Below are 20,599 nucleotides of genomic sequence, written 5' to 3'. Positions count from 1 at the left end.
GAGCTATGAGTAAAAAAGTAATTGTAGCATTGGACTATTCGTTGCAAGAAGCAGAAGCTTTCTTACAATCGTTTCCTCCTGCATTTATCAAAGTGGGTTATCAATTGTTTTATGAAGCAGGCCCTGCATGGGTCGCGAAGAAGATAGAGGAAGGCTATCACGTCTTCCTCGATCTCAAGCTTCACGACATTCCTAACACCGTTTATCAAGGTGTAAAAACAGTGAGCAAACTGGGAGTTGACCTACTGACGATCCATGCGAGTGGCGGCAGTCAGATGATTGGACGTGCACGAGAAGCAGTAGAACAAACCGCTGCCGCAAATCACCGTACAAAAATTTTAGCTGTTACCCAATTGACGAGTACGGATCAAGCGATGTTAACGGATGAGCTACAAATTGGGACAAATGTGTCCGACTCTGCGATTCATCTTGCGCAGTTGGCACAGCGTTCAGGAGCAGATGGTGTGATTTGTTCCGGTCAAGAAGTTCGTGCGATCAAACAAGCTACATCATCTGAATTTCTAGCAGTAACACCTGGTATTCGTCCCAAGGAAGCTGGAGCAGATGATCAGAAGCGAGTCGTAACACCCGTACAAGCTATCGAGCGCGGAGCAGATTATTTGGTTATCGGTAGACCAATTACCAAAGCCAAAGATCCCAAACGAGCATATGAGACTATTTTACAATCGATCGAGGAGGCAACAACATGAGTGATTGGACATTAGAAGCAGCGATTGAACGGACAGGAGTATTGAAACAGGGTCACTTTTTGCTGACATCTGGTCGGCATAGCGATCAATACATGCAAATGGCTCAATTGCTCCAATATCCAGCAGAAGCAAAAGCAGCTGGAGCTGCTGTAGCAAAATTGTTTACGGATCAAGAAATCGATCTCGTAGTAGGTCCAGCGTTAGGTGGAGTTATCATTGCTCATGAAGTAGCCAGTAGCTTAGGAGTTCGCTGTATCTTTGCTGAACGGAAAGAAGGAGAAATGCAGATTCGCCGCGGTTTTGAAGTGGAAGCCGGAGAGCGGGTATTAGTCATTGAAGATGTAGTGACTACTGGTGGTTCGGTGAAAGAAGTTATTGCTCTGTTAGAAGAGAGAGATGCGATAATCGTAGGAGTAGGCTCTCTAGTAGATCGATCGAAAGGTACAAACCCATTTGAAGTACCTTATAGATCGCTAAAAGCGGTGCAGATTGAGAGTTATTTAGAAGAAGATTGCCCATTGTGTAAAGAAGGAATTCCAGCAGTGAAGCCTGGAAGCCGTCATAAAAAATAATGAACAAAGTTGTCCCCCTAACTAAGTTAGAGGGATGTTTTTTTTGTTACTGCTCATTATAATAAAATTAGGGAACTCATAGAGAAAAGAGAGACAGATGCCCTTTAAACTTGAAAAGAACCCGAATCCGATCCGAATTCACGATGGTAGCAATGTCTTTCAGTTGATGGACGTTGTTGGTGACGATAGGCTCCTTATCCTTGCTGTTGGTGTACCTGGATCAGGCAAATCCACTATTCTGAATAAAATGAAAATGATCTTGGAAGAACACTTTGATCTTGATCCAGCAGTTTGCGATTTGGATGATCGTCAATCGAAGTACTGGGAGATCCCATCCATTTTCCAGTATTTTTTGCCACCGCACATATACCAGTACCTGCGAACGAAGAAGATCGTTGATCCTGAAGGAAGCGATGAAGCGATGCAGTCCACTTGGAAGTGGATCTTGGATCAGATCTCGCTCGATTCCAAAGATCCGATCATTGTCTGTGATGCTGGTCCGAATTACTGGATGCGTTTTCAGCTTCTTAGTACAGCCAGGATGGCTGCGTACATGCGAAACGAAAGGCTTCACGTCCATCAGCTCTATGTGGATTGTCCTAATCGACTAGCCTTTAAACGCAATCTCATGAGAGAGAGGATTGTACACCCAAAGCCATTCCTCAATGCAGTGCGAGGAGTAAAAAGCGCCTTTCGCAAGGTGCTCCCATATTGCGATTCTTGGGGGATTGTTAAGAATAGTTGGGAGAGTCATCGGAAAGATGCCTGACCATTTCAAGAGTAACTGTATATTCATTCCCCGAAGAGCGGCGGTGTCGACGTTTTGTTGACACCGCCGTACTGCTTTTTAGGATAGCTAATAGAAAGAGAGAATAGTACAATAAAAAGTAGTGTCGTCTAACCTTGAGAGAAGACAGAGATGAACAAGGGTGCAGTACTACTGGAAACGCTTAAACCCTGGATCACCAATAACGGTCTCTTCCGAGAAGTTGCATTTTCTGATGAACAGCATTTCGCTGAGTTCTTTGGTCTCGATCCTATGTCAGCTCATAGGAGAATGAGGGAACTCGAGCTCGCTGGATACTGTCGTAGAAGATCTGATGGTAAACTGATCGTCGCAGTTCAAGATTGGTCCCGAACTGCTGAACCTCTCGTCGATGCCGTTCCTGTTGCAGTAAACGAGGCTTTTCTGCAAGAGGATGTAACAATGGACATAGAGGCATTCACAGGCGAAACCTACCTTGCGGCAATGAAGGAAAAGCTGGAGAAATTGAGGTCAGGAGAAACAAGACTTCGATCACTCCATATTCGCTTGTTGGTGCCAAACTTCAAGAAGGAAGTAGCCGTCCCCAGTGTCGTTGGTGCTCCTCATGATCCAAGTGCCCGTGAACGGCAGGATGAGATCAGTCAAGATGTGGTCACCTTGCTGCGGGATATCAAGAGGCTTCAGACTGATGACTATGGTAGCTACGCCTTCCGTGTGAAAGTGGAGATTGGGAGGCTTGACTACTTTACTCCGTGGGATAAGATCTTTATCTTTAACGGGGCTAAGGTTTTAAGAGGCGAATACGAAGTAGTGCAAGTTCAAGTCAGCTATAAGGATCGGCTCATGAAGATCAATGACTTTCGTGGGTTCGATGTGGCGATGAGTACCTCAGAGGAAGAAAGTGTCGTACGGAGGACAATCAAACAATTTGAGTCAAAGTGGCTACTCGCAGATGTTGTAGAACTCTGATGTTGTTGCCGCAATTTGGTGGGTTAGAGAAAATAGTCTCTGACCCGCCAGTTCGTTTATGTCAAGTAATTACATAAATCGAGTGCGGCGGTGATAAATGATGGCTATCACCGCCGCTGCTGCAAACAGCTCACCTCTTACGGCCACTAAACAACTTGAGTGCTGTTTTTTCCGTGGTGACATATGCAAGGGCTCTGTCTGCACGTTTTTTGGCATTGTAACTTATACGATCGACGTAGTCTTTTACATCACTTGTGATCACATGCCCAAATTGCTCTGGAGCTTCGATCTGGGACCACGTCTCATCCATGAGACGTTCACTGTCTGGCGCCTCGCTGTTTTTCAAATTCGTGTAGGTGGATTCCGTGAAAGTACTGATGGTAGTTGCTTTGTTTTTCACGTCGCGAAGAGCTTGCATTGCTGCATCGATAGCTTCTTGGGGGCTTACTTCGTGATTTCTTGAATACACTCTGTCCCTAGCCAAAGCTACCGTAGACTTGGCTGTCTCTTCAGCAGATTGCAAGTCTCGAACAAGCCCATTTGTCCAATCCAAAGACTGAAGCAACTCTAGGATGATGGGTGAGTTCCTCGACCCCCAAAACTCCCAGACCTCTCGCCGAGCTGCTTCAAGACTTTCCAGTTCTTCAACAATTCCGACAGAAGAGCCAACCCATACTTCCAAAATCTTTTGTTTCTTCAAGAGTTGCTGTAGGAGGTCTGGGTAGAGCTTTACCACCATGGAGGGGTTTTGCAGCCGAATCGCTTCTCTTACTCGCGAAGAGATACTCACAAGCAGCTCCAAGTTCCCATCCACAGAGTACTCACGTACACTGGCTTTGGAAACAGGAGAGTCTCGGAAAACCTCAGCAAAACTGTCACCGCATTCACGAATTTCATGCCACTTGTTGCGGAATTTATCCAGAACTTTATAATCCGCTCCAGAAGCCTCTTCCGCAAGAATGGCATGCCTCAACTCCCGGTAATCGCTAAGTACTTGGTGTACATATCGATTGTGGAAAGATGAGTAGCTGGAGATCAGTCCTGCGAGTTGCGTATTGCCCCAAGGATTGCTGATGATGATGATTTTATTGGAGCTTGCTTCCTGCATGTAGCGCATGGAGATTTCTCCAAGAACTTTACCCTCTGATGCTTCATCGAGGGCTTGCTCAGACAACTCCATGGTTACATGTTCCAGCGGTCCGCCATAAACCGATCGAACGGTAGCAGGATGAGACTGGTTCATATCGTTGATGCACCAAACTGTTGAGTCCACGTACTCTTGAAGTCCATGGGAATTTCCAGACACAACAATCGTCAGCGCTTTGGTCCCGCACTTTCGAGTAAGGACATCAAGATTCGCATGTTTGATTTGCTCAGCCACGGTATTCTCTTTTCTTTTGACGTAGGCTTAAGATAATTATACGGGATGGAGGTGGGAACTGCTAGCAAAAGTACAACAAAACGCACGCGGGCTAGGGACGATGTCCTCTAGCCCGTTTCACTACGTTTCCGTAGCGCTTATTCATTTAGCGATGTAGCATCCTCAGCAAACAGTAGCCACATCGAGTTGAAGAATGCGTTGGCCATATTGACGAACAAAGGATCACGTTCATCCCCTGAACCTGCCGCAAATGACAAGATCTGCCAAGATTGGTTGGTCATATCAAGGAGCCTAATCTCATCCCCGTCGTAAGGTGCTTCTGACTCTCTAATTTGGTACAAGCCAAAGGTAGCGACTTGATTGTTGACGATACACAGCTTAAAGAGTGGAGGGAAAGGAATTGTCTTTATCTTTAGTTCCACTTTTACTGGGTACTTTCCTGACAGCCTCTCAAGTTGCCCCCTGAGACGCATCACAGCACGACTCTGAATTCCATAAAGCCGCTGTTGTGGTCGTTTATCGTCAGGGTTGTCTACTGAACGCGGCAACTCTTGCAGCTTACCATCAGGGGACAGATTGGGCATCAACATCCTGACCTTGATCATGTCAGGACAAGGCAGCGTTCCATCTAGGATTTCCCCCAAAATGTGGAAGATAGAAGTATTCTGGGCTGTGAGAGTGAGGAGATCAAGGTGTACTTCTGCCTTTTGAAATTCCTCCCGCAAAGAACTTTCTGGAGTGGGCTTCTGTCTGACCACAATATACAGACTGTCTTTACGGGTAACTATGCCTTTTTCTACCAGAGTGGCGAGTACTCGATCAATGGTAGAACGGGATACGCCGAAACGGTCTACCAACTTAGTTTCATATGGTAGGATCATCCCAGGATACCATCTGCCTTCACTGATCTCTATCTCAAACTTTTCTGCTAGTTGGCTGTAAATCTCCTGTTCCATTACTTCTCCTAGTAGATTAGCGGATGTTTATTACTATTATACAGCCTTTTGTGAGCTGTCTCTAGCATATATCCAAAAAAGAGTGTAAGTTTTACTGGAAAATTAAATTTATTCCTATATATAATAGGCTTAGGTTCAACTGTTTTCAAAGAGAGAGAGAAAGCAATGGCTGTAGATTTCAATAGCCTTCCGCAAGAAAAACGACTGTACAGTCCTTCTGATGAGCGCCTTCTAAAGCTCAGTGTAGGTAGGCGACTCGTCGTTAGTCTGCACGGGCTTCCAGGTGGTGCGAAGAGTACAACTGAGAAGGACCAAATGTGGTGTCTGTACCAACTCAACGATACCAATCCACCATTGGTATCGATTACCTACCCGAATGGTCTTACGTGTGTGAGTGTCGATGCTGATCGATATCTTTCACCTGAAGAGCTGAGTGGAGATGTAGAAGTTACACCAGAAAGAGCCGATGAAGTTTATTACTTGGCTCAAAATTGGTTTGGAGAGGTCCTTAGAGAGTCAGACTCTATTATCTTCTGGCCAGATGCTGGGGATAATGATCCAGCTCGATACGCCAATCTGTCTCGAGCCAAGCAAGACTACAATTGCTACATTCATGTGAAATTTATGAGGGTCGATTTCAATACCGCGGTTCTCTGGAACTCAGGGCGACTTCGTAAAGTTTCGCCAGATGTGATGTGGCGGGTGTATGAGAAACTCGAAAAGGCGGTTGAAAAGCTGATCCTCTACGGAGACATTGACAGTTGGGAAATTGTTGATGTTGCGCCTGTAGACTTTCAAGCGGCACTTCAGGAAATGTCCCTTGAGGAACTCCAGAAGTATTTTGTGGAATTGGTCGAATCATCGCTGGAGAGTGTTGAGGATGCTCTGCAACTCCGCTATGCATTGTCTGCTCAAATGGCTTGGAAGAACATTAAAAAAGTAATCTCCTGGAAAAATCAGATCCTCCAGGCCTACAAATCTCGAGAGGGATTTGAGCAGGTCAAGGAACTAGTAGCCAAGATGGAAGATGCTCAGCAGATAGCTTGGAGGGCTTGGACTGAGCTGGAAAAACGTGAACCTGTCCGTATCACCATGCAACTGACCGACCAAGCATGGGAGTCATCGGCGCAGGTAGCAAGCAAAATCCGACAACTCCAGGAAGTTATTTCTGAGGAGGTGTCTGGATTTCCGCAATCAATTAGTCAGGTGAAAATGAACAATATCGAGACTCAACAGAAAATCGAGTCTCTCAAGTCGGTTATTACAGAGATAAGGAAAGCGGCACAGCAAGCCACGGAATCATGGGATATGGCTTGGACTCACTATACAAAGTGGGAAGAAGGATGGGAGAATTGGAAGGAGCTTTATCGGGGAATTCCGGAGGAAGTGGATATTCTCGGTGCTGGTCTGGAATCTCTTCAAGCTTCGATTGACTTCAGAGATATGGGCTTGGATGTTCCTCTGAAAGATTTGGAGGCGTCCCTCGATGCCCAGCAGAAAGTCCTCGAAGCATGGAGGACTGATCGGATCTGGAGAGATCCAGCCTGGGATGAGGCAGTAAATTCCGAGTATCAGGCTCTTAGGACTCTCAATAAGAAGCTCTCTTCACGTTCATAATCTCTTCCGTACAGCGGCGGTGACAATATATTGTCACCGCCGCACATTATTATATTGATTACTTTGAATATATTCATTGCTTTAAGTGCTCTTAATTTCAAAATTTATGGAAATATATGCTATAATTCTCTTGATATGGATCATGTTATGAGATGTTGAGGTGGGCTATATATGTTTAATAAAAGTTGTAAAACAATTTTTCCATTATTTTTAATTTTTTTATCCTGCACATACTTTTTATTCTCTTTGGATCATAAAGTAGAAGCAAAAGAAGAGAATGAAAAAGACGATATACGAATAGATTATGGGTCAATCGATCAAGAAGGCTATATTAACTATCTTCGTAAAATCGGCAAAATGAAAGCAGCCGCTACCTCTGAACAAATCGAAAAAATCATCAAAAACGAATTAAACTTAAAGCAAAATCCTTTTCCCTTTACAAATGGCATTGATACTACAAGTGAATTTGGGAAACGGGTATACTCCCAGCAACAAAACCTCTTTAAAAAAACAACTGAGAAAATCTACCACCTCTCCGAACGAACAAAACTTCCTACTTTAGTGCATCAAGATAATGCGGTAGTTGCATTGATAGAGTTTGACGATCAACGGCATAATCAGATCGCACAAACCGATAGCCGCAGTTTTTGGGTCAAAGATTTTAACCCTTCCCACTACCAGCAACTAATCTTTGGAAAGACTGGTTTCTTACATAATGGAAAAAAGCTGATCACCACCAATCAATACTATATGCAACAATCTGCTGGATCTTGGTCTTTAGCGGGTGAGGTTACAGATTGGAGCCTTGCCAAGCATGACGCTGCTTATTATGGTGCACATCACAAAACCGATGATTATACGCAGAATGATGTAAAGCCAACGGAATTGGTAATGGAAACTTTGCCGGGTGTTGCAAGTCGGATCAAAGGGAAAGAAAGGCTATATGACCAGCGTGATCCTTACGATTTAGATGATGATGGCAATGTGATGGAAGCAGATGGATTGCTCGACAATCTTTTTGTTGTCCATGCAGGCAAAGGAGAAGAAGCAGGAGGAGGGGACAACGCGATCTGGTCTCATCGCTCTGTCATTGGACCTGAACCTGTGTCCATTCCTGGAACGACATTAAAAGCTTATGATTACATTATCCAACCAGAAGACGGAGCAACAGGTGTTTTTGCGCATGAATATGCCCATAATTTAGGACTGCCAGATGAATATGATACAAGTGGCACAGGGACCGGTTCACCAGTGGAAGCGTGGTCGCTGATGTCGTATGGAAGTTGGACTGGGGTTATACCAGGAACAGAACCATCAGGATTTAGTCCATGGGATAAACTGTTCTTTGCTAGTTTGTATGGAGGTAATTGGTCTGTTCCTAGCGTGATCGAACTTGCAGATCTGAAAAATGTTCATCAAGTATCAATCAAGGAAGCAGTAGCAAATACAAAAAAAGGAAAAATGACAAAAATAAATTTACCCAAAAAAATCGTGTCTCCTCCTTTACAACCATTAGGAAAAAAATCGTATTATTCGACCAAAGGAAACATGCTTCGTACGAAACTGATTTCACCACAGATTGATCTGACACAAAAACAAAAGGCAGAGATTACTTTTGATACTTGGTACGATATCGAAGCTGGTTATGATTTTCTCTATCTTCAAGTGTATGTGGATGAAGAGGAGAAACCAAAACAAATAGCTTCTTATACAGGCACAACCAATAAAAAATGGATAAAGAAAACACTTGATCTGTCAGCATTTGTTGGGCATCGTATTCGACTAGAGTTTCGCTATGTAACCGATATAGGAGCAGTTCAGGAAGGTTTTTATGTAGACAATATCAAAGTGAGCGCAAATAACCAATTGCTTCTCTCAGATGATGCAGAAGGCTCTTCTTTTTTTTCAAAGGAAGGATTCCAACTTTTTGACGGTTCCCCAATCGCTTACCCAAATTACTATCTGCTGGAGTGGCGAACACAAAACGGGATAGATCAAGGTCTTGCCCATTTGCGTCGAAACGATAGTATGTTGAGCTATGATTCTGGGTTGCTTGTCTGGTACTATGATGGCAGCTATGGTGAAGACAATCAGACAGGACGACATCCAGGAGAAGGATTTTTAGGAGTAGTAGACGCACATCAAGTTGGTCATTATTGGAGCGATGGAAAAGTCGGTTCGACGCGCTATCAGGTCAATGATGCTGCATTTCATGTGATTCCCACCTCTCCTATACATGTTGTTTATCCAAATGTAACAATGAAGTATAAGTCAAAAGCAGGAATATCAAACTTCGATGATCAGGATGATTATAGTAGTCCGTTTAATCCGGCAGGTGGGAAAGTTTTGCCAAAGCATGGGTTGCAGATCAGGGTGGATAAAGTGAGTGAAGATAAGCGGAGTGTAAGAGTTGTGTTATCAAAAAGATAATAAAAGTACTGCTGCCCCTCTTGCATCTCTTTTCGAGAATTGGGAGGGGCAGCAAACCGACATTACATCACATATTTTACTCCGCGAAGGAGCGGTACACGGACTCGAAGATGGCACCGTTCACGGCACCCTCCATAGTGGAGGTACCGATCGAGGTGACACGACTCTTGCTGTTGGAGAGTGCTCGACGCCACCCGAGGTACTGGGTCAGCGGCACCCCCGCCTGTTCGTCCACCTTGTCCATGTTGGACTCGATGTACCCGTAGAAGCCGGACTGACCGTTGACCAGAGCCTCGAAGTTCTTCGACTTTCCAGTGGCCGGGGTTTCCGCGACGTTGACGGCGGAGCCATCGAACGCAGCAGCCGACATGGTGCTCTTCGGGCAGACATCGGCCAGCATGACGAACCGACCGAAGAGATCCTTGGGTGCGATGTGAGAAATCCCAATGCGCTTGCCCTCCTCGGTGCCGACACCATAGGTGGAACTCGCGATGATGTAGCTGATGAAGAGGCGAGCGGCCGGGTTGAACCCGAGCAGCTTGGCCTGCGCATCGGCCTCGATCATGCTGACGTACTCGGTGGAGACGTCCATGCCCTCCTCGGAACGGAACAGCTTCTCCGGCTCCGTGGACATGCTACGGAACGTGCACCCGCTGTGACCACAGTCATGGAACGCGAGCGCGAAGAGGAATGCCTGCTTGATCGCGTCGTCGATCTTCTTGGGAGCACGCTTCGCATACAGTCGCGAGATCAGCTTCGTGGCATGCTCCGACTTCGAAGACAGCCACGAGAACAGCCTGGGAACTCGATTCGAAGTCAGCTCCTCGTAGCCGTCAAGCAGTTCCTTGCCTGCCTCCACGATCTCCACGAAGTGACGGAGGTTGTGGTAGGCGGGGTTGGAGTACTGCACGGTCATATGAGCGGCGAACAGAGCACTGCTCAGCACGCGCTCGAACTTCGACCACTCGAGAGCCTCAAGCTCCTTGCCATTGGGCAGGTAGTTCCTGAGTTCCTCCTCGAGATTGTTGGGAAGTTCGTACCAGGTGGAGAACTCCTCCGGAACCGGGAACGCACCCATGTGAGGGCGGAGTTCAGCGTAGTTCCAGAAAGCCTTGGAGGCCATGACGGTGTACCTTTCCTCTGTGTGTGATGCCAGTTACTTGGCATGTGTGTAATCCAAATATATCATAAAAATAGACAAAAAAATAAGTAAATTATATGAATTTTTATTTTAGACACATCATTTTAAATATATATTTATTTTCCGATAATATTAAAAAACATCGATCTGTTTTTTAATTGAATTCCCATTTAAAAGGATTGTATTCTTATTATTTTTGGTACAATGATTATATGATATTTCTTAGGAGGGAACATGAAACATTATTCCATACATACTTTTCCGATAAAATCTGAATATAAGAGCAAACTACAGGAAGAATTAAGATCACAAATAAAAGAAGTCTCCTATGAAGGTTTACCCCGTGTCATTTGTGGCATAGACCTTGCTTATCACGAAGACAAAGCAGTAGCTGTACTCCTCATCATGGATCATCAAACCAAAGTAATAAAAGAAGTCGTACATCATGTGGATATCGTAGAAGAGCCGTATGTTCCGGGAATGCTCGCTTTTCGTGAACTGCCACTCATTTTACGAGCATGGGAGAAACTGAGTATCGAACCGGATGTTGTTTTCTTTGATGGAAATGGAATGCTTCACCCAATAAGAATGGGGATTGCCACTCATGCATCTTTCTTTTTGCAAAAACCAACGATTGGTGTTGCCAAAACATATTTGTTGGGAACACATGGTGAGTTGGGAAATGATCAAGGAGATTATCAATATATTTATGATAAAGGAGAATGTATAGGGGCAGTAGTACGTACGCAAACGGAAGTAAAGCCAGTGTATGTGTCCGTTGGAAATCAGATGACATTGGATGATGCGATCCGATTAAGTATGGAACAAGTAGGAAAAGAAAGTAGGCTACCAGAGATAGTCAGACAAGCAGATATTTGGACACGCAAGCTCCGTAGAGAACTATTAGAATAATAGCTTTAAACTGCAGCTTGTGCTATATTTAGGAAAATATTTGGATTAAATATATTTTCCTAAGAAAGGGTGCTTGACGTGAATCTACAATTAATTCGACATGCCACCTTATGGATGGAATATGCCGGAAAAAAATTTTTAGTAGATCCGATGTTTAGTAAAAAAGGGGAAGTAGAAGCTACCCCTCATACTCCTAATCAACAAGCAAACCCTTTAGTAGAGTTATCCGTAGAATTGAATGAGTATAAGAAGCCGGATGCGATTCTGCTCACTCACACTCATCGCGATCATTTTGATGATGCGGCAATAGCGTTACTCCCAAAAGAAACATTACTCTTTTGCCAACCCGAAGACAAAGCTAGAGTGGAAGAAGCATCTTTTACCCAAGTACAAGTGATACAAGAGCAGAATACATGGGAAGGCATTGCGATTACCCGCACTAGTGGGCAACATGGACGGGGAGAGATTGGAAAACAAATGGGGTCAGTTTCTGGGTTTATCTTACAAGCAGCTGGAGAGCCATCTGTTTATATTATTGGAGACAGCATTTGGTGTGAAGAAGTGGAACAAGCATTAGAGGAAAATCGACCAGAAGTGATCGTCGCTTTTGCGGGCGCTGCCCAATTTTTAACTGGTGGTGCCATCACCATGGATACAGAAGACATCAGACAACTGCGCCTAGCATCTCCAGAAAGCAATATTATCGTGACGCATATGGATGCTTGGAACCATTGCTTACTCACGAGGAAAAACCTCAGCGATTATCTGGTACAAAGGGATATGTTTGATAGATTCCATTTGCCACAAGATGGAGAAAGTCTCTCATTTCATAGATAGTTTCTTTGCAGAAAAATATAATAAACCCCAGTTAAAAAACTGGGGTTTTACGTATTCTCCTTCACTACTAAGTTGTTTTCTTTTATGATCGGTTTGGATAAGCGCATACGAGAAAATGTAAAGATAAGAAGAGCTATCCAGATAAATCCAAAACTAATAAATTCGATGGATGTAAAGGTCTCATGAAAGAAGAAAATTCCTAAAATAAGATTGAGACTAGGGGCAATGTATTGCAAAAATCCCATTGTAAACATAGAAACTCGTTTTGAACCGATTGCAAACCATAGCAAAGGCAGAGCAGTGATAATACCAGAACAAATAAGCAGCACCATAACCAATGGAGATACGTGAGCAATAGCACCAGTTCCATTAGCCTCCAGGAAAGCCAAGTAGATAAGGGCAAAGGGAGCCATAATCATGGTTTCCAAAGCTAGTGAAATCATCGCATCCGCTTGTACTAATTTTTTGAATAAACCATACAAAGCAAAGGAAAGTGCAAGAGATAGAGAAATCCAAGGTATCTGTCCATATTGAATAGTCAGAATAATAACACTAATAGATGCAAGACAGAGCGACACAGTTTGCCACTTATTTAGTCGTTCTTTAAAAAAAATCATACCAAATGCAATACTTATCAGTGGATTGATGTAATATCCCAAACTACACTCAATCACATGGTTGTTGGTAACGGACCAAATATAAATAAACCAATTTGCACTGATAAAAATGGCACATCCAGCTATATAAAAAACCGTTGTTAAATTGGAAAAAACTTGTTTGATAAGCGGCCATTGTTTATTTAATGTAATCAAAATGGCTACAAAAATAAAAGACCAGACAAAACGATGTGCCAGTATTTGCAAGGAAGGAACTTGTTTCATAGAGTTCCAGTAGATGGGCAATATTCCCCAGGAAATAAAAGTGGCTGTCGCATACCACATGCCGACTCTATCATCTTTTTGCTGTGATGACATAGCTGTATCCTCTTTTCTACGATATTCTAAATAGAAATCATTGTAAATATAAAGTGGATTTATATTTCTATATATACTATACTAAATAATCCTATCATATGTAAAAATCATTATATACTAAATAGTATATAATGATTTTATATACGAAATATGTGTGAACTATGAAGAATAAGTATTTTGCTAATGGAAGGAGTTTCTTATTTTTTACATTCATACACATTTTACAAATTATTTTATTTCATTCATGGTTTATATAGCGTTATAAGGTTCTGTTGTTGAAAAACACAACGGGCACTGCCTCCACTTACATCTGCGCTTTTGATACGAATAATGCATCGGTCTCAGGAGAAATAAAAATGTTTAAGAAAACCGGACAAAATCTGGTCACCAGCTTCATCTTTGCGATGGTTGTTGCCATACGAATCTTTGGATGATTTTGAAAGTGCCTTAAAGACGTATAGTATCTATTTTCCCATCACTTGGTTCGTTATTTTCTTGATACTGACATTTCAAAAGCAAATTTCTTTTCTTCGAAAAGGAATAATGCATGGGCTTAACAAAGCCTATGGAATCAAACTATACTCGTTTTTGCAACGATAGATTAGTATATGCTTTGATAGGGCTTTTGGCATGGATCGTTAGAATTTCACAGACGATTATCTACATACTAAAGTGAAAGAAAAATACCCCTCTCATATGCAAAGGGGTATTGTTTTATTTGTTGTTCAATATTTGCTTTACCTTTTGGTCATCAGGAGTTACATATAGTGTTTTTTGTTCCACATAAATGACAAATCCAGGTCGTGCACCAGATGGTTTTTTCACATGTTTTACAAGCGTGTAGTCTACAGGAACCTGACTCGATTCCCTTGCTTTGCTATAGTAAGCAGCTAGCATCGCAGCTTCTATTAAGGTATTTTCGGAAACGTGATCAGATCTTATCACGACATGGGAACCAGGAATATCTTTGGTGTGAAGCCAAGTATCTGTTTTTTTAGCTACTTGATGTGTGAGTCTATCATTTTGTTTGTTGTTTTTGCCAACTAATATCGTAGTGCCGTCACTTGCTGTATAAGTAGAGGGAGTAGGTTGAGAAGATTTCTGTCTGCCTTTTCTTATTTGTTTTTTGATCCATCCTTCTTCTGTCAGCTCCTCACGTATCTGTTCAATTTCTGCTAGATTTGCCAAAGCAATTTGGGATAGTACAGATTCTAAGTAATGATTTTCTTCGATCGCAATCTGGATTTGTTCCTCATTATAATGTTTCCCGGCTTTTAATTTCTGGTATTTTTTAAAGTATCGCTGTGCATTTTCATTTGGCGAAAGCGTTGGGTTCAGTGGTATGGTTATTTCTTTTTCCGTTTCATCGTAGTAATTAACAACTGTAACCGATTTATCTCCTCGTTTGATTTGATGCAAATAAGTAGTCAGTAATTCTCCGTATAACCGCGATGTTTCCGCTTTGGAGGAGTTTGCAATTTCTTTTTGCAATATCTTTATCTTTCGCTTGTTTTTTTCTACTTCTCTATGTAGTTTCTGAACCAATGCTTGGGTTTGTTGACCAACACGATCACGTTCTGCTTTATCTGTAAAGAAGGCATCTAAACATAAGCTCATCGTCGCAAATGATCGATGGTCTCCTTTTAGATGTGTCAAAGGTATAGAAGCAAACTGAGGCCGATTCTTACTGATTACAATTTCAGGTTGATAATGATGGGCTAACATATCTTGCTGCCAATGATAAAAGGAATCCCAGAGGGACTGACGATCTCCAAGCTTCGCTTTGCTGAGGATTTCTTCTGCTGGTAAGGGACCAAGACCCATGTACTGGGTAACCATTTGTCTGGACAATTGCCCTGCATTGTAATCCAAGCTAGCAATGAAGCTGTCGTGCTGGGCTGTTAGTGGATTACTCTTTCCTTGGTCAGGTGGGGACAGGTAGGTAACTCCAGGTAATACTTGTCGATATTGACTTGTTTGAAAGCCTACTCGGCGCAATCCGTCAATTACCTTATCTGTCGCTGGATCAAGCAAAATAATATTACTGTGACGCCCCATGACTTCAATTACTAATTTTCGCTCTACAATGTCTCCGAGTTCATTTTTTCCTTTCATCCATAAATGAATAATCCGCTCCATCTCTACTTGTTCAATCCGTTCGATAATACCGCCCTCTAATTGTTTCCGTAACAACATGCAGAACATAGGGGGTTCTGCTGGATTTTCATAAGTAGCAGTTGTGAGATGGACTCTGGCATAGACAGGATGACAAGAAAGCATCAAACGGTGATTCTTTCCCTTTGCTCGAATCGTAAATACTATTTCCCACTGGCTCGGTTGATAAATTTTTGTAATCCGTCCACTTGTTAATTCATTATGTAATTCGTGCACTACTGCACGAGTAACGGTTCCATCGAATGACATTCTTCCTACACTCCCTTATGTTTTTCATTTTACATGAACCCGGTTTGTAAAACCATTCTTTACTTCTAACTGCGCTTGTCCTGCATAAGATGAATAGAGAAGGTTGTGGGACAAGGAGGAAAGACATGACGGATTCATCTCGTTTTGTAGAATGGACAGCAGAGAAAGTAGCAGATTTTTATCAGGTAGACAAAACTACTGGTTTGACGGAAAAAGAAGCGAAGAGTCGTCTAGCAACGGTCGGAAATAATCAGCTGACTTCTGGAGAGAAGGTATCTTTAGTTGCATTGTTCTTAAATCAATTTCAAGATTTTATGGTGCTTATTTTGCTTGTTGCAACTCTGATCTCCGGTCTGCTTGGTGAGTACGTGGATGCAATAGCTATTCTTAGCATTATTGTGCTTAATTCTATTCTAGGATTTGTTCAAGAAGTAAAAGCGGAGCGTTCGTTATCTGCTTTGAAAAAATTATCAGCTCCAATGGCAAAAGTATTTCGTGATGGAGTATGGAAACGTATAGATGCAGCACTTCTTGTGCCAGGTGATATGGTGTCACTAGCTAGTGGAGATCGCATCCCTGCCGATTTACGATGGATGACCGCTACTGGATTGATGATAGAAGAATCCGCTTTGACAGGGGAATCTCTATCAGTGGAGAAAATAGTGGAACCATTATTACATAGAGAGCTGACATTAGCTGATTATCGAAATATGAGTTTTATGGGTACGATGGTAGTGAAAGGTTCTGGGGTAGGAATTGTAGTAAACACAGGAATGGATACAGAAATGGGCAGAATCGCTCATTTGATTCAAAGTACAGAGCAAAACGTAACACCATTACAGAGACGTTTGGAACAACTCGGGAAAATCTTAATTGTTGTAGCGCTTTTTTTAACAGCATTGGTTGTGATTACAGGTGTCATGCATGGTCAAGATTTATACAAAATGTTTCTCGCAGGGGTTAGTCTTGCTGTTGCCGCCATTCCAGAAGGATTGCCAGCAATTGTCACTATTGCTTTAGCACTAGGTGTGCAGCGAATGATAAAGCGACAGGCGATTGTTCGAAAGTTACCATCTGTTGAAACGCTCGGCTGTGCATCAGTTATTTGCTCTGATAAAACAGGAACGTTAACAGAAAATAAAATGACAGTTACCCATATTTACACGGACCAACAGCTTATTACACTATCAGATGAGAAAAAAGAACTTCGATCCTTTCAGAATCCTATGGTGAAGCAGCTTTTAGAAATTGCAGTTTTTTGTAACAATGCTACATTAGTACAAAAAGGGAAGAAAGTAAGTTATGAAGGCGACCCAACAGAGGGTGCACTGTTGGTGATGGGAGCACATGGTGGTGTCACCAAAAACGGATTAGAGGGTAGCTTGGTAAAAATAAAAGAGCATCCATTTGATTCCGAAAGAAAAATGATGTCTGTCGTGGTAGAAGATATGAAAAAGCAAAAAAAGCTCTTGGTCAAAGGTGCACCAGATGTTTTAATTCGAGATTGTACCCATATTTATCAAAATGGGCGAATAGAACCAATGACAGCGAAAATACGCCAGCAATTACTAAATCAAAACGAAAATTTAGCATCCAATGCCTTGCGGAATCTTGCTTTTGCATATCGAGAATTAACAGGCTCTATCCAAACACAATCCGAAGCCCAGTTGGAGCGGAATTTAGTATTTGTTGGCTTAACTGGTATGATAGATCCACCGCGTAAAGAAGTCAGAGAAGCAATTAGACTTTGTCGAAAAGCGGGCATACGGACAGTTATGATCACAGGAGATCACCAGGCAACTGCTGAGGCAATAGCGATTCAACTTGGAATCAAGCGACCAAATGGTTTGACAGTGACAGGACGAGATATCTACAATATGGAAGATAGCGAATTTCAACAACAAGTGGAAAAAATTGATGTGTATGCGCGTGTTTCACCAGAACATAAGTTGAAAATAGTTTCAGCTCTGCAACAAAAAGGGCATGTTGTAGCCATGACAGGGGATGGGGTCAATGATGCTCCAGCCATCAAAGCAGCAGATATCGGGATTGCGATGGGAAAAACAGGTACAGATGTATCCAAGGAAGCATCATCGCTGATTCTTGCCAATGATAATTTTTCCACTATTGTTTCTGCTATTGAAGAAGGACGTCACATCTATGATAATATACAAAAGTTTATCAGTTATTTACTAGCGAGTAATGTTGGGGAAATCTTGGTTATGTTTTTCGCTATGTTGGCGGGACTTCCTCTACCACTTATCCCCATACAAATCTTATGGGTAAACTTAGTAACAGATGGACTGCCAGCGATGGCTTTAGGGGTAGACCCAGCAGAAGAAGATACCATGTCGCGAGCTCCTCGTGATAGCAGGGAAAATATATTTGCTCGTCGTGTAGGATGGAAAATTGTAACACGTGGATTATTGATAGGCCTGTGTTCTCTGCTTGCATTTTGGGTTACGTATCAAGAAGGTGGACAATTGATGCTCGCCCAGACAGTAGCATTTACTACACTCGTTTTCGCGCAATTAATCTATGTATTTGACTGTAGATCGACGGGGACTATTTTTGAACGAAACCCGCTTTCTAATCTGACACTCTGTTTTGCCGTGATTATCTCTGTTTTCTTATTACTTGTGGTGATTTATTATCCACCACTGCAACCTATTTTCCATACGGTACCACTTCGACTGCATGAATGGCTGTTGATCATTGTTACATCCACTTTACCTGTTATTCTAGCAGGTTTATTGGATCAGTTACGAAAACCGATAAGAAGAGCATTGCCACAATAGAAAGGAAATACATCATGAAATTTCATAAAATGCATGGTTTGGGAAATGATTTTGTTGTTGTTCATATGGAAGATACACTCCCAGATGACGTACTAGAATTAGCAAAAAAAGTCTGTGATCGACATACAGGCGTTGGAGCAGATGGGCTTGTGTTTATTTTACCCTCTGAACAGGCTGACCTTCAGATGAGAATATTTAACTCCGATGGAACCGAAGCACAGCAATGCGGCAATGCTGTTCGCTGTGTTTCCAAATACTACTACGAGCGAATAGATAACAGAAAAACGAAGATAATGGTAGAAACAAAAAGAGGTATCCAATCTATTGTTCTTCAAGTAGAAGCAGGCACTGTAAAACAAGTGCAAGTAGACATGGGAGAACCCATCCTTGAACCGGTACAAATTCCTGTGAAATCTCCAACGATTCATGATCAGGTTGTCATAGGAGAAACAATTTATGATCAAGTTGTCATCAAAGAACAAGCATATGCATTTTCTGCTGTTTCTATGGGGAACCCTCATGCTGTGATAGAGGTAGATACATTATCGGATGCTCTGGTAAATGGCATAGGTCCAAAAATCGAGACAAACGAAGTTTTCCCCGAGAAAGCGAATATCGAATTTATCGATATCCACTCACCAGATGAGATTTCCATGCGGGTATGGGAGCGCGGCGTCGGGGAAACGATGGCATGTGGCTCAGGTGCCTGTGCCGTACTCGTTGCAAGTCATTTGAATGGAAAAGCAGCACGAAAGGCAACCATTCATCTGCTAGGCGGAGACTTGATGATTGATTGGAAGGAAAAAAACAATCATGTCTATATGACAGGACCCGCATCATTTGTGTTTGCAGGGGAACTGACAACATAAGCTTGAAAAGGAAAAAGAGAAGAACTCCATCTTGAAAATGGAAAGCTCTTCTCTTTTCATTTTTGGCAACCAAGCTTTGAGTAACGTTTTGACTTTAGGTGAAATCATGCTTCGTCTATCTACTAATACAGAAACTCGGTTAAGTGAAATCAAACAACTGCAAGTTCACTATGGTAAGGGTTCCTTGCGCCACCGGCTCGATTCAACTATTCTAACCTCAACGGAAGTTGGGACCAGTGTGAAGACCGTTGCCACTGTTATCTGCTGAATCAGTGACAGCTAACCTAGATTGTCTTCGAACAGCCAGTCAGTCGTTTAAAGCAGTTTTTATTTTGGATGTAGAAAAAAAGTGTATCCATCGTTTGATTTTTAGCTTCGTAACACGGAAAGTGGTGTCAGTTTCATTTGTTAAAATAAAAAACTCCCCAACTGGTGATCAAACGATACCAGCGGGAGTTTTTAAATAAATTTTATCCAGTGAAAAGTTGCGTCCAGTAGCTGCCATAGCTGCCACCAGATACATAACCGACACCAATACGAGTAAAAGATGAGTTTAATATATTTTCTCGGTGACCTTTGCTATTCATCCATCCATCAACTACTTCTTGTGCAGAACGCTGACCTGCGGCAATATTTTCTCCAGCAGTTTGGTAAGAGACACCAAATTGTTTCAACATCTCAAAGGGAGAACCATAAGTTGGAGATTGGTGTGAAAAGTAGTTTTTGTCTTTCATATCCTGTGATTTTTTGCGGGCGATCGAGCTCAATTTACTGTCTAGTTCCAATGGTTTTAAACCTTGTTTCTCTCGTTCTACATTTACCAATCGAACGACTTCACGCTCTACAGCTAAGATACCGGAATCGGTTGCAGATGGAGTAGAAGAAACTGATTCATTAGTGGATTTAACCGATGTGGGTTGAGATGAGTTAGAAGTTGATGTATTTGTTTTCTTTGATGTATCCGATTTAGTAGAATTTGCAGTATTATTAGAGTCTTCCTTTTTTGTTGTAACTTTTTTCTTGATTGTTTTTGTCTTTTCTTTTGTTATAGAGGTTGGGAAGATAATCTTGATTGACTTAACTTTTATTGCTTTGGCTGCTGTAGCTGATTCGCCTGCTGCTTGTCCAAAAGTAGGAAACACTAAGAGTGCAGGTATAATCAACGCAAAAATCCATCGCATTCTATCCCTCTTTTCTAAAAGATTTTGATGTGTGTACCAGTATATATGATATTTTTGTGGAG

At 42.3% G+C, this 20,599-nt stretch carries 17 protein-coding genes; 11 read left to right on the top strand and 6 right to left on the bottom strand.

From position 1 onward, the window contains the following. Positions 1 to 5 precede the first annotated feature (5 nt). The 4 genes from pyrF (at position 6) to GSM42_RS06500 (ending at position 3,017) form a co-directional block, all read left to right on the top strand. A complete protein-coding gene (gene pyrF / locus GSM42_RS06515) occupies positions 6 to 710 on the top strand; it encodes an orotidine-5'-phosphate decarboxylase (RefSeq protein WP_160800735.1) in 705 nt (234 codons plus the stop codon). Continuing rightward, complete coding sequence (pyrE, locus tag GSM42_RS06510; protein WP_160800734.1) at positions 707 to 1,282, top strand: orotate phosphoribosyltransferase; 576 nt, start codon at positions 707 to 709, stop codon at positions 1,280 to 1,282. Before pyrF ends, pyrE begins: the two co-directional genes overlap by 4 nt. Positions 1,283 to 1,379: 97 nt before the next feature. Beyond that, positions 1,380 to 2,051 carry an ATP-binding protein gene (locus GSM42_RS06505; RefSeq protein ID WP_160800733.1) on the top strand — a complete coding sequence of 224 codons (672 nt, stop codon included), beginning with the start codon at positions 1,380 to 1,382 and terminating at the stop codon, positions 2,049 to 2,051. A gap of 288 nt (positions 2,052 to 2,339) precedes the next feature. Beyond that, positions 2,340 to 3,017, top strand: a complete 678-nt coding sequence (locus GSM42_RS06500; protein ID WP_160800732.1) for a hypothetical protein — start codon at positions 2,340 to 2,342, stop codon at positions 3,015 to 3,017. A 130-nt stretch (positions 3,018 to 3,147) separates the two neighbouring features. Here GSM42_RS06500 and GSM42_RS06495 read toward each other — a convergent pair whose 3' ends face one another. Together GSM42_RS06495 and GSM42_RS06490 are read right to left on the bottom strand one after the other, a co-directional pair. Beyond that, on the bottom strand, positions 3,148 to 4,398 hold the full coding sequence (locus GSM42_RS06495; protein WP_160800731.1) for a hypothetical protein: 1,251 nt from the start codon (positions 4,396 to 4,398) through the stop codon (positions 3,148 to 3,150). 137 nt (positions 4,399 to 4,535) lie between these two features. Next, the gene (locus GSM42_RS06490) at positions 4,536 to 5,354 is read right to left on the bottom strand and encodes a GntR family transcriptional regulator (RefSeq protein ID WP_160800730.1); all 819 of its coding nucleotides are present in this window, start codon (positions 5,352 to 5,354) and stop codon (positions 4,536 to 4,538) included. A 165-nt stretch (positions 5,355 to 5,519) separates the two neighbouring features. Here GSM42_RS06490 and GSM42_RS06485 point away from each other — a divergent pair, with 165 nt between their 5' ends. Further along, positions 5,520 to 6,971, top strand: a complete 1,452-nt coding sequence (locus tag GSM42_RS06485; RefSeq protein ID WP_160800729.1) for a hypothetical protein — start codon at positions 5,520 to 5,522, stop codon at positions 6,969 to 6,971. Between the two features lie 171 nt (positions 6,972 to 7,142). Further along, positions 7,143 to 9,401, top strand: coding sequence for an immune inhibitor A domain-containing protein (locus GSM42_RS06480; protein WP_160800728.1), 2,259 nt, complete (start codon positions 7,143 to 7,145; stop codon positions 9,399 to 9,401). A 76-nt stretch (positions 9,402 to 9,477) separates the two neighbouring features. Here GSM42_RS06480 and GSM42_RS06475 read toward each other — a convergent pair whose 3' ends face one another. Then, complete coding sequence (locus GSM42_RS06475; RefSeq protein WP_160800727.1) at positions 9,478 to 10,524, bottom strand: hypothetical protein; 1,047 nt, start codon at positions 10,522 to 10,524, stop codon at positions 9,478 to 9,480. A 252-nt stretch (positions 10,525 to 10,776) separates the two neighbouring features. Here GSM42_RS06475 and GSM42_RS06470 point away from each other — a divergent pair, with 252 nt between their 5' ends. Both GSM42_RS06470 and GSM42_RS06465 read left to right on the top strand, forming a co-directional pair. Continuing rightward, entirely contained in the window at positions 10,777 to 11,454 is a 678-nt protein-coding gene (locus tag GSM42_RS06470; protein WP_160800726.1) for an endonuclease V, read from the top strand. 78 nt (positions 11,455 to 11,532) lie between these two features. Beyond that, on the top strand, positions 11,533 to 12,291 hold the full coding sequence (locus GSM42_RS06465) for an MBL fold metallo-hydrolase (protein WP_160800725.1): 759 nt from the start codon (positions 11,533 to 11,535) through the stop codon (positions 12,289 to 12,291). Between the two features lie 47 nt (positions 12,292 to 12,338). On the opposite strand, the gene rarD is transcribed toward GSM42_RS06465, so the two are convergent. Both rarD and GSM42_RS06455 read right to left on the bottom strand, forming a co-directional pair. Next, positions 12,339 to 13,265 carry an EamA family transporter RarD gene (gene rarD, locus GSM42_RS06460; protein WP_160800724.1) on the bottom strand — a complete coding sequence of 309 codons (927 nt, stop codon included), beginning with the start codon at positions 13,263 to 13,265 and terminating at the stop codon, positions 12,339 to 12,341. A 714-nt stretch (positions 13,266 to 13,979) separates the two neighbouring features. After that, positions 13,980 to 15,689, bottom strand: a complete 1,710-nt coding sequence (locus GSM42_RS06455; RefSeq protein WP_160800723.1) for an Rqc2 family fibronectin-binding protein — start codon at positions 15,687 to 15,689, stop codon at positions 13,980 to 13,982. 125 nt (positions 15,690 to 15,814) lie between these two features. On the opposite strand from GSM42_RS06455, the gene GSM42_RS06450 reads away from it, so the two are divergent. Genes GSM42_RS06450 through GSM42_RS20350 form a run of 3 tightly spaced genes read left to right on the top strand, consistent with a single transcriptional unit; the run spans position 15,815 to position 19,624 of the window. Beyond that, entirely contained in the window at positions 15,815 to 18,487 is a 2,673-nt protein-coding gene (locus GSM42_RS06450) for a calcium-translocating P-type ATPase, SERCA-type (RefSeq protein ID WP_160800722.1), read from the top strand. Between the two features lie 14 nt (positions 18,488 to 18,501). Further along, positions 18,502 to 19,356 carry a diaminopimelate epimerase gene (dapF, locus tag GSM42_RS06445; protein WP_160800721.1) on the top strand — a complete coding sequence of 285 codons (855 nt, stop codon included), beginning with the start codon at positions 18,502 to 18,504 and terminating at the stop codon, positions 19,354 to 19,356. A 31-nt stretch (positions 19,357 to 19,387) separates the two neighbouring features. Next, complete coding sequence (locus GSM42_RS20350; RefSeq protein ID WP_202404811.1) at positions 19,388 to 19,624, top strand: hypothetical protein; 237 nt, start codon at positions 19,388 to 19,390, stop codon at positions 19,622 to 19,624. A gap of 202 nt (positions 19,625 to 19,826) precedes the next feature. Here the strand turns inward: GSM42_RS20350 and GSM42_RS06435 are convergent, their stop codons facing one another. Then, entirely contained in the window at positions 19,827 to 20,537 is a 711-nt protein-coding gene (locus GSM42_RS06435; RefSeq protein ID WP_160800720.1) for a CAP domain-containing protein, read from the bottom strand. Positions 20,538 to 20,599: the final 62 nt, after the last annotated feature.

This window comes from Shimazuella alba (assembly GCF_009831235.1).
In the GTDB taxonomy this organism is placed as follows: domain Bacteria; phylum Bacillota; class Bacilli; order Thermoactinomycetales; family Thermoactinomycetaceae; genus Shimazuella; species Shimazuella alba.
Note: the sequence above shows the minus strand (reverse complement) of the source record. Positions and strands in the feature narration are given on the sequence as shown.

Coding starts and splice junctions, on each gene's coding strand:
- GSM42_RS06435 (WP_160800720.1), bottom strand. CDS start 20,537: ATGCGATGGATTTTTGCGTTGATTATACCTGCACTCTTAGTGTTTCCT.
- rarD (WP_160800724.1), bottom strand. CDS start 13,265: ATGTCATCACAGCAAAAAGATGATAGAGTCGGCATGTGGTATGCGACA.
- GSM42_RS06480 (WP_160800728.1), top strand. CDS start 7,143: ATGTTTAATAAAAGTTGTAAAACAATTTTTCCATTATTTTTAATTTTT.
- GSM42_RS06475 (WP_160800727.1), bottom strand. CDS start 10,524: ATGGCCTCCAAGGCTTTCTGGAACTACGCTGAACTCCGCCCTCACATG.
- GSM42_RS06470 (WP_160800726.1), top strand. CDS start 10,777: ATGAAACATTATTCCATACATACTTTTCCGATAAAATCTGAATATAAG.
- GSM42_RS06490 (WP_160800730.1), bottom strand. CDS start 5,354: ATGGAACAGGAGATTTACAGCCAACTAGCAGAAAAGTTTGAGATAGAG.
- dapF (WP_160800721.1), top strand. CDS start 18,502: ATGAAATTTCATAAAATGCATGGTTTGGGAAATGATTTTGTTGTTGTT.
- pyrF (WP_160800735.1), top strand. CDS start 6: ATGAGTAAAAAAGTAATTGTAGCATTGGACTATTCGTTGCAAGAAGCA.
- GSM42_RS06500 (WP_160800732.1), top strand. CDS start 2,340: ATGAGGGAACTCGAGCTCGCTGGATACTGTCGTAGAAGATCTGATGGT.
- pyrE (WP_160800734.1), top strand. CDS start 707: ATGAGTGATTGGACATTAGAAGCAGCGATTGAACGGACAGGAGTATTG.
- GSM42_RS06455 (WP_160800723.1), bottom strand. CDS start 15,689: ATGTCATTCGATGGAACCGTTACTCGTGCAGTAGTGCACGAATTACAT.
- GSM42_RS06450 (WP_160800722.1), top strand. CDS start 15,815: ATGACGGATTCATCTCGTTTTGTAGAATGGACAGCAGAGAAAGTAGCA.
- GSM42_RS06505 (WP_160800733.1), top strand. CDS start 1,380: ATGCCCTTTAAACTTGAAAAGAACCCGAATCCGATCCGAATTCACGAT.
- GSM42_RS06485 (WP_160800729.1), top strand. CDS start 5,520: ATGGCTGTAGATTTCAATAGCCTTCCGCAAGAAAAACGACTGTACAGT.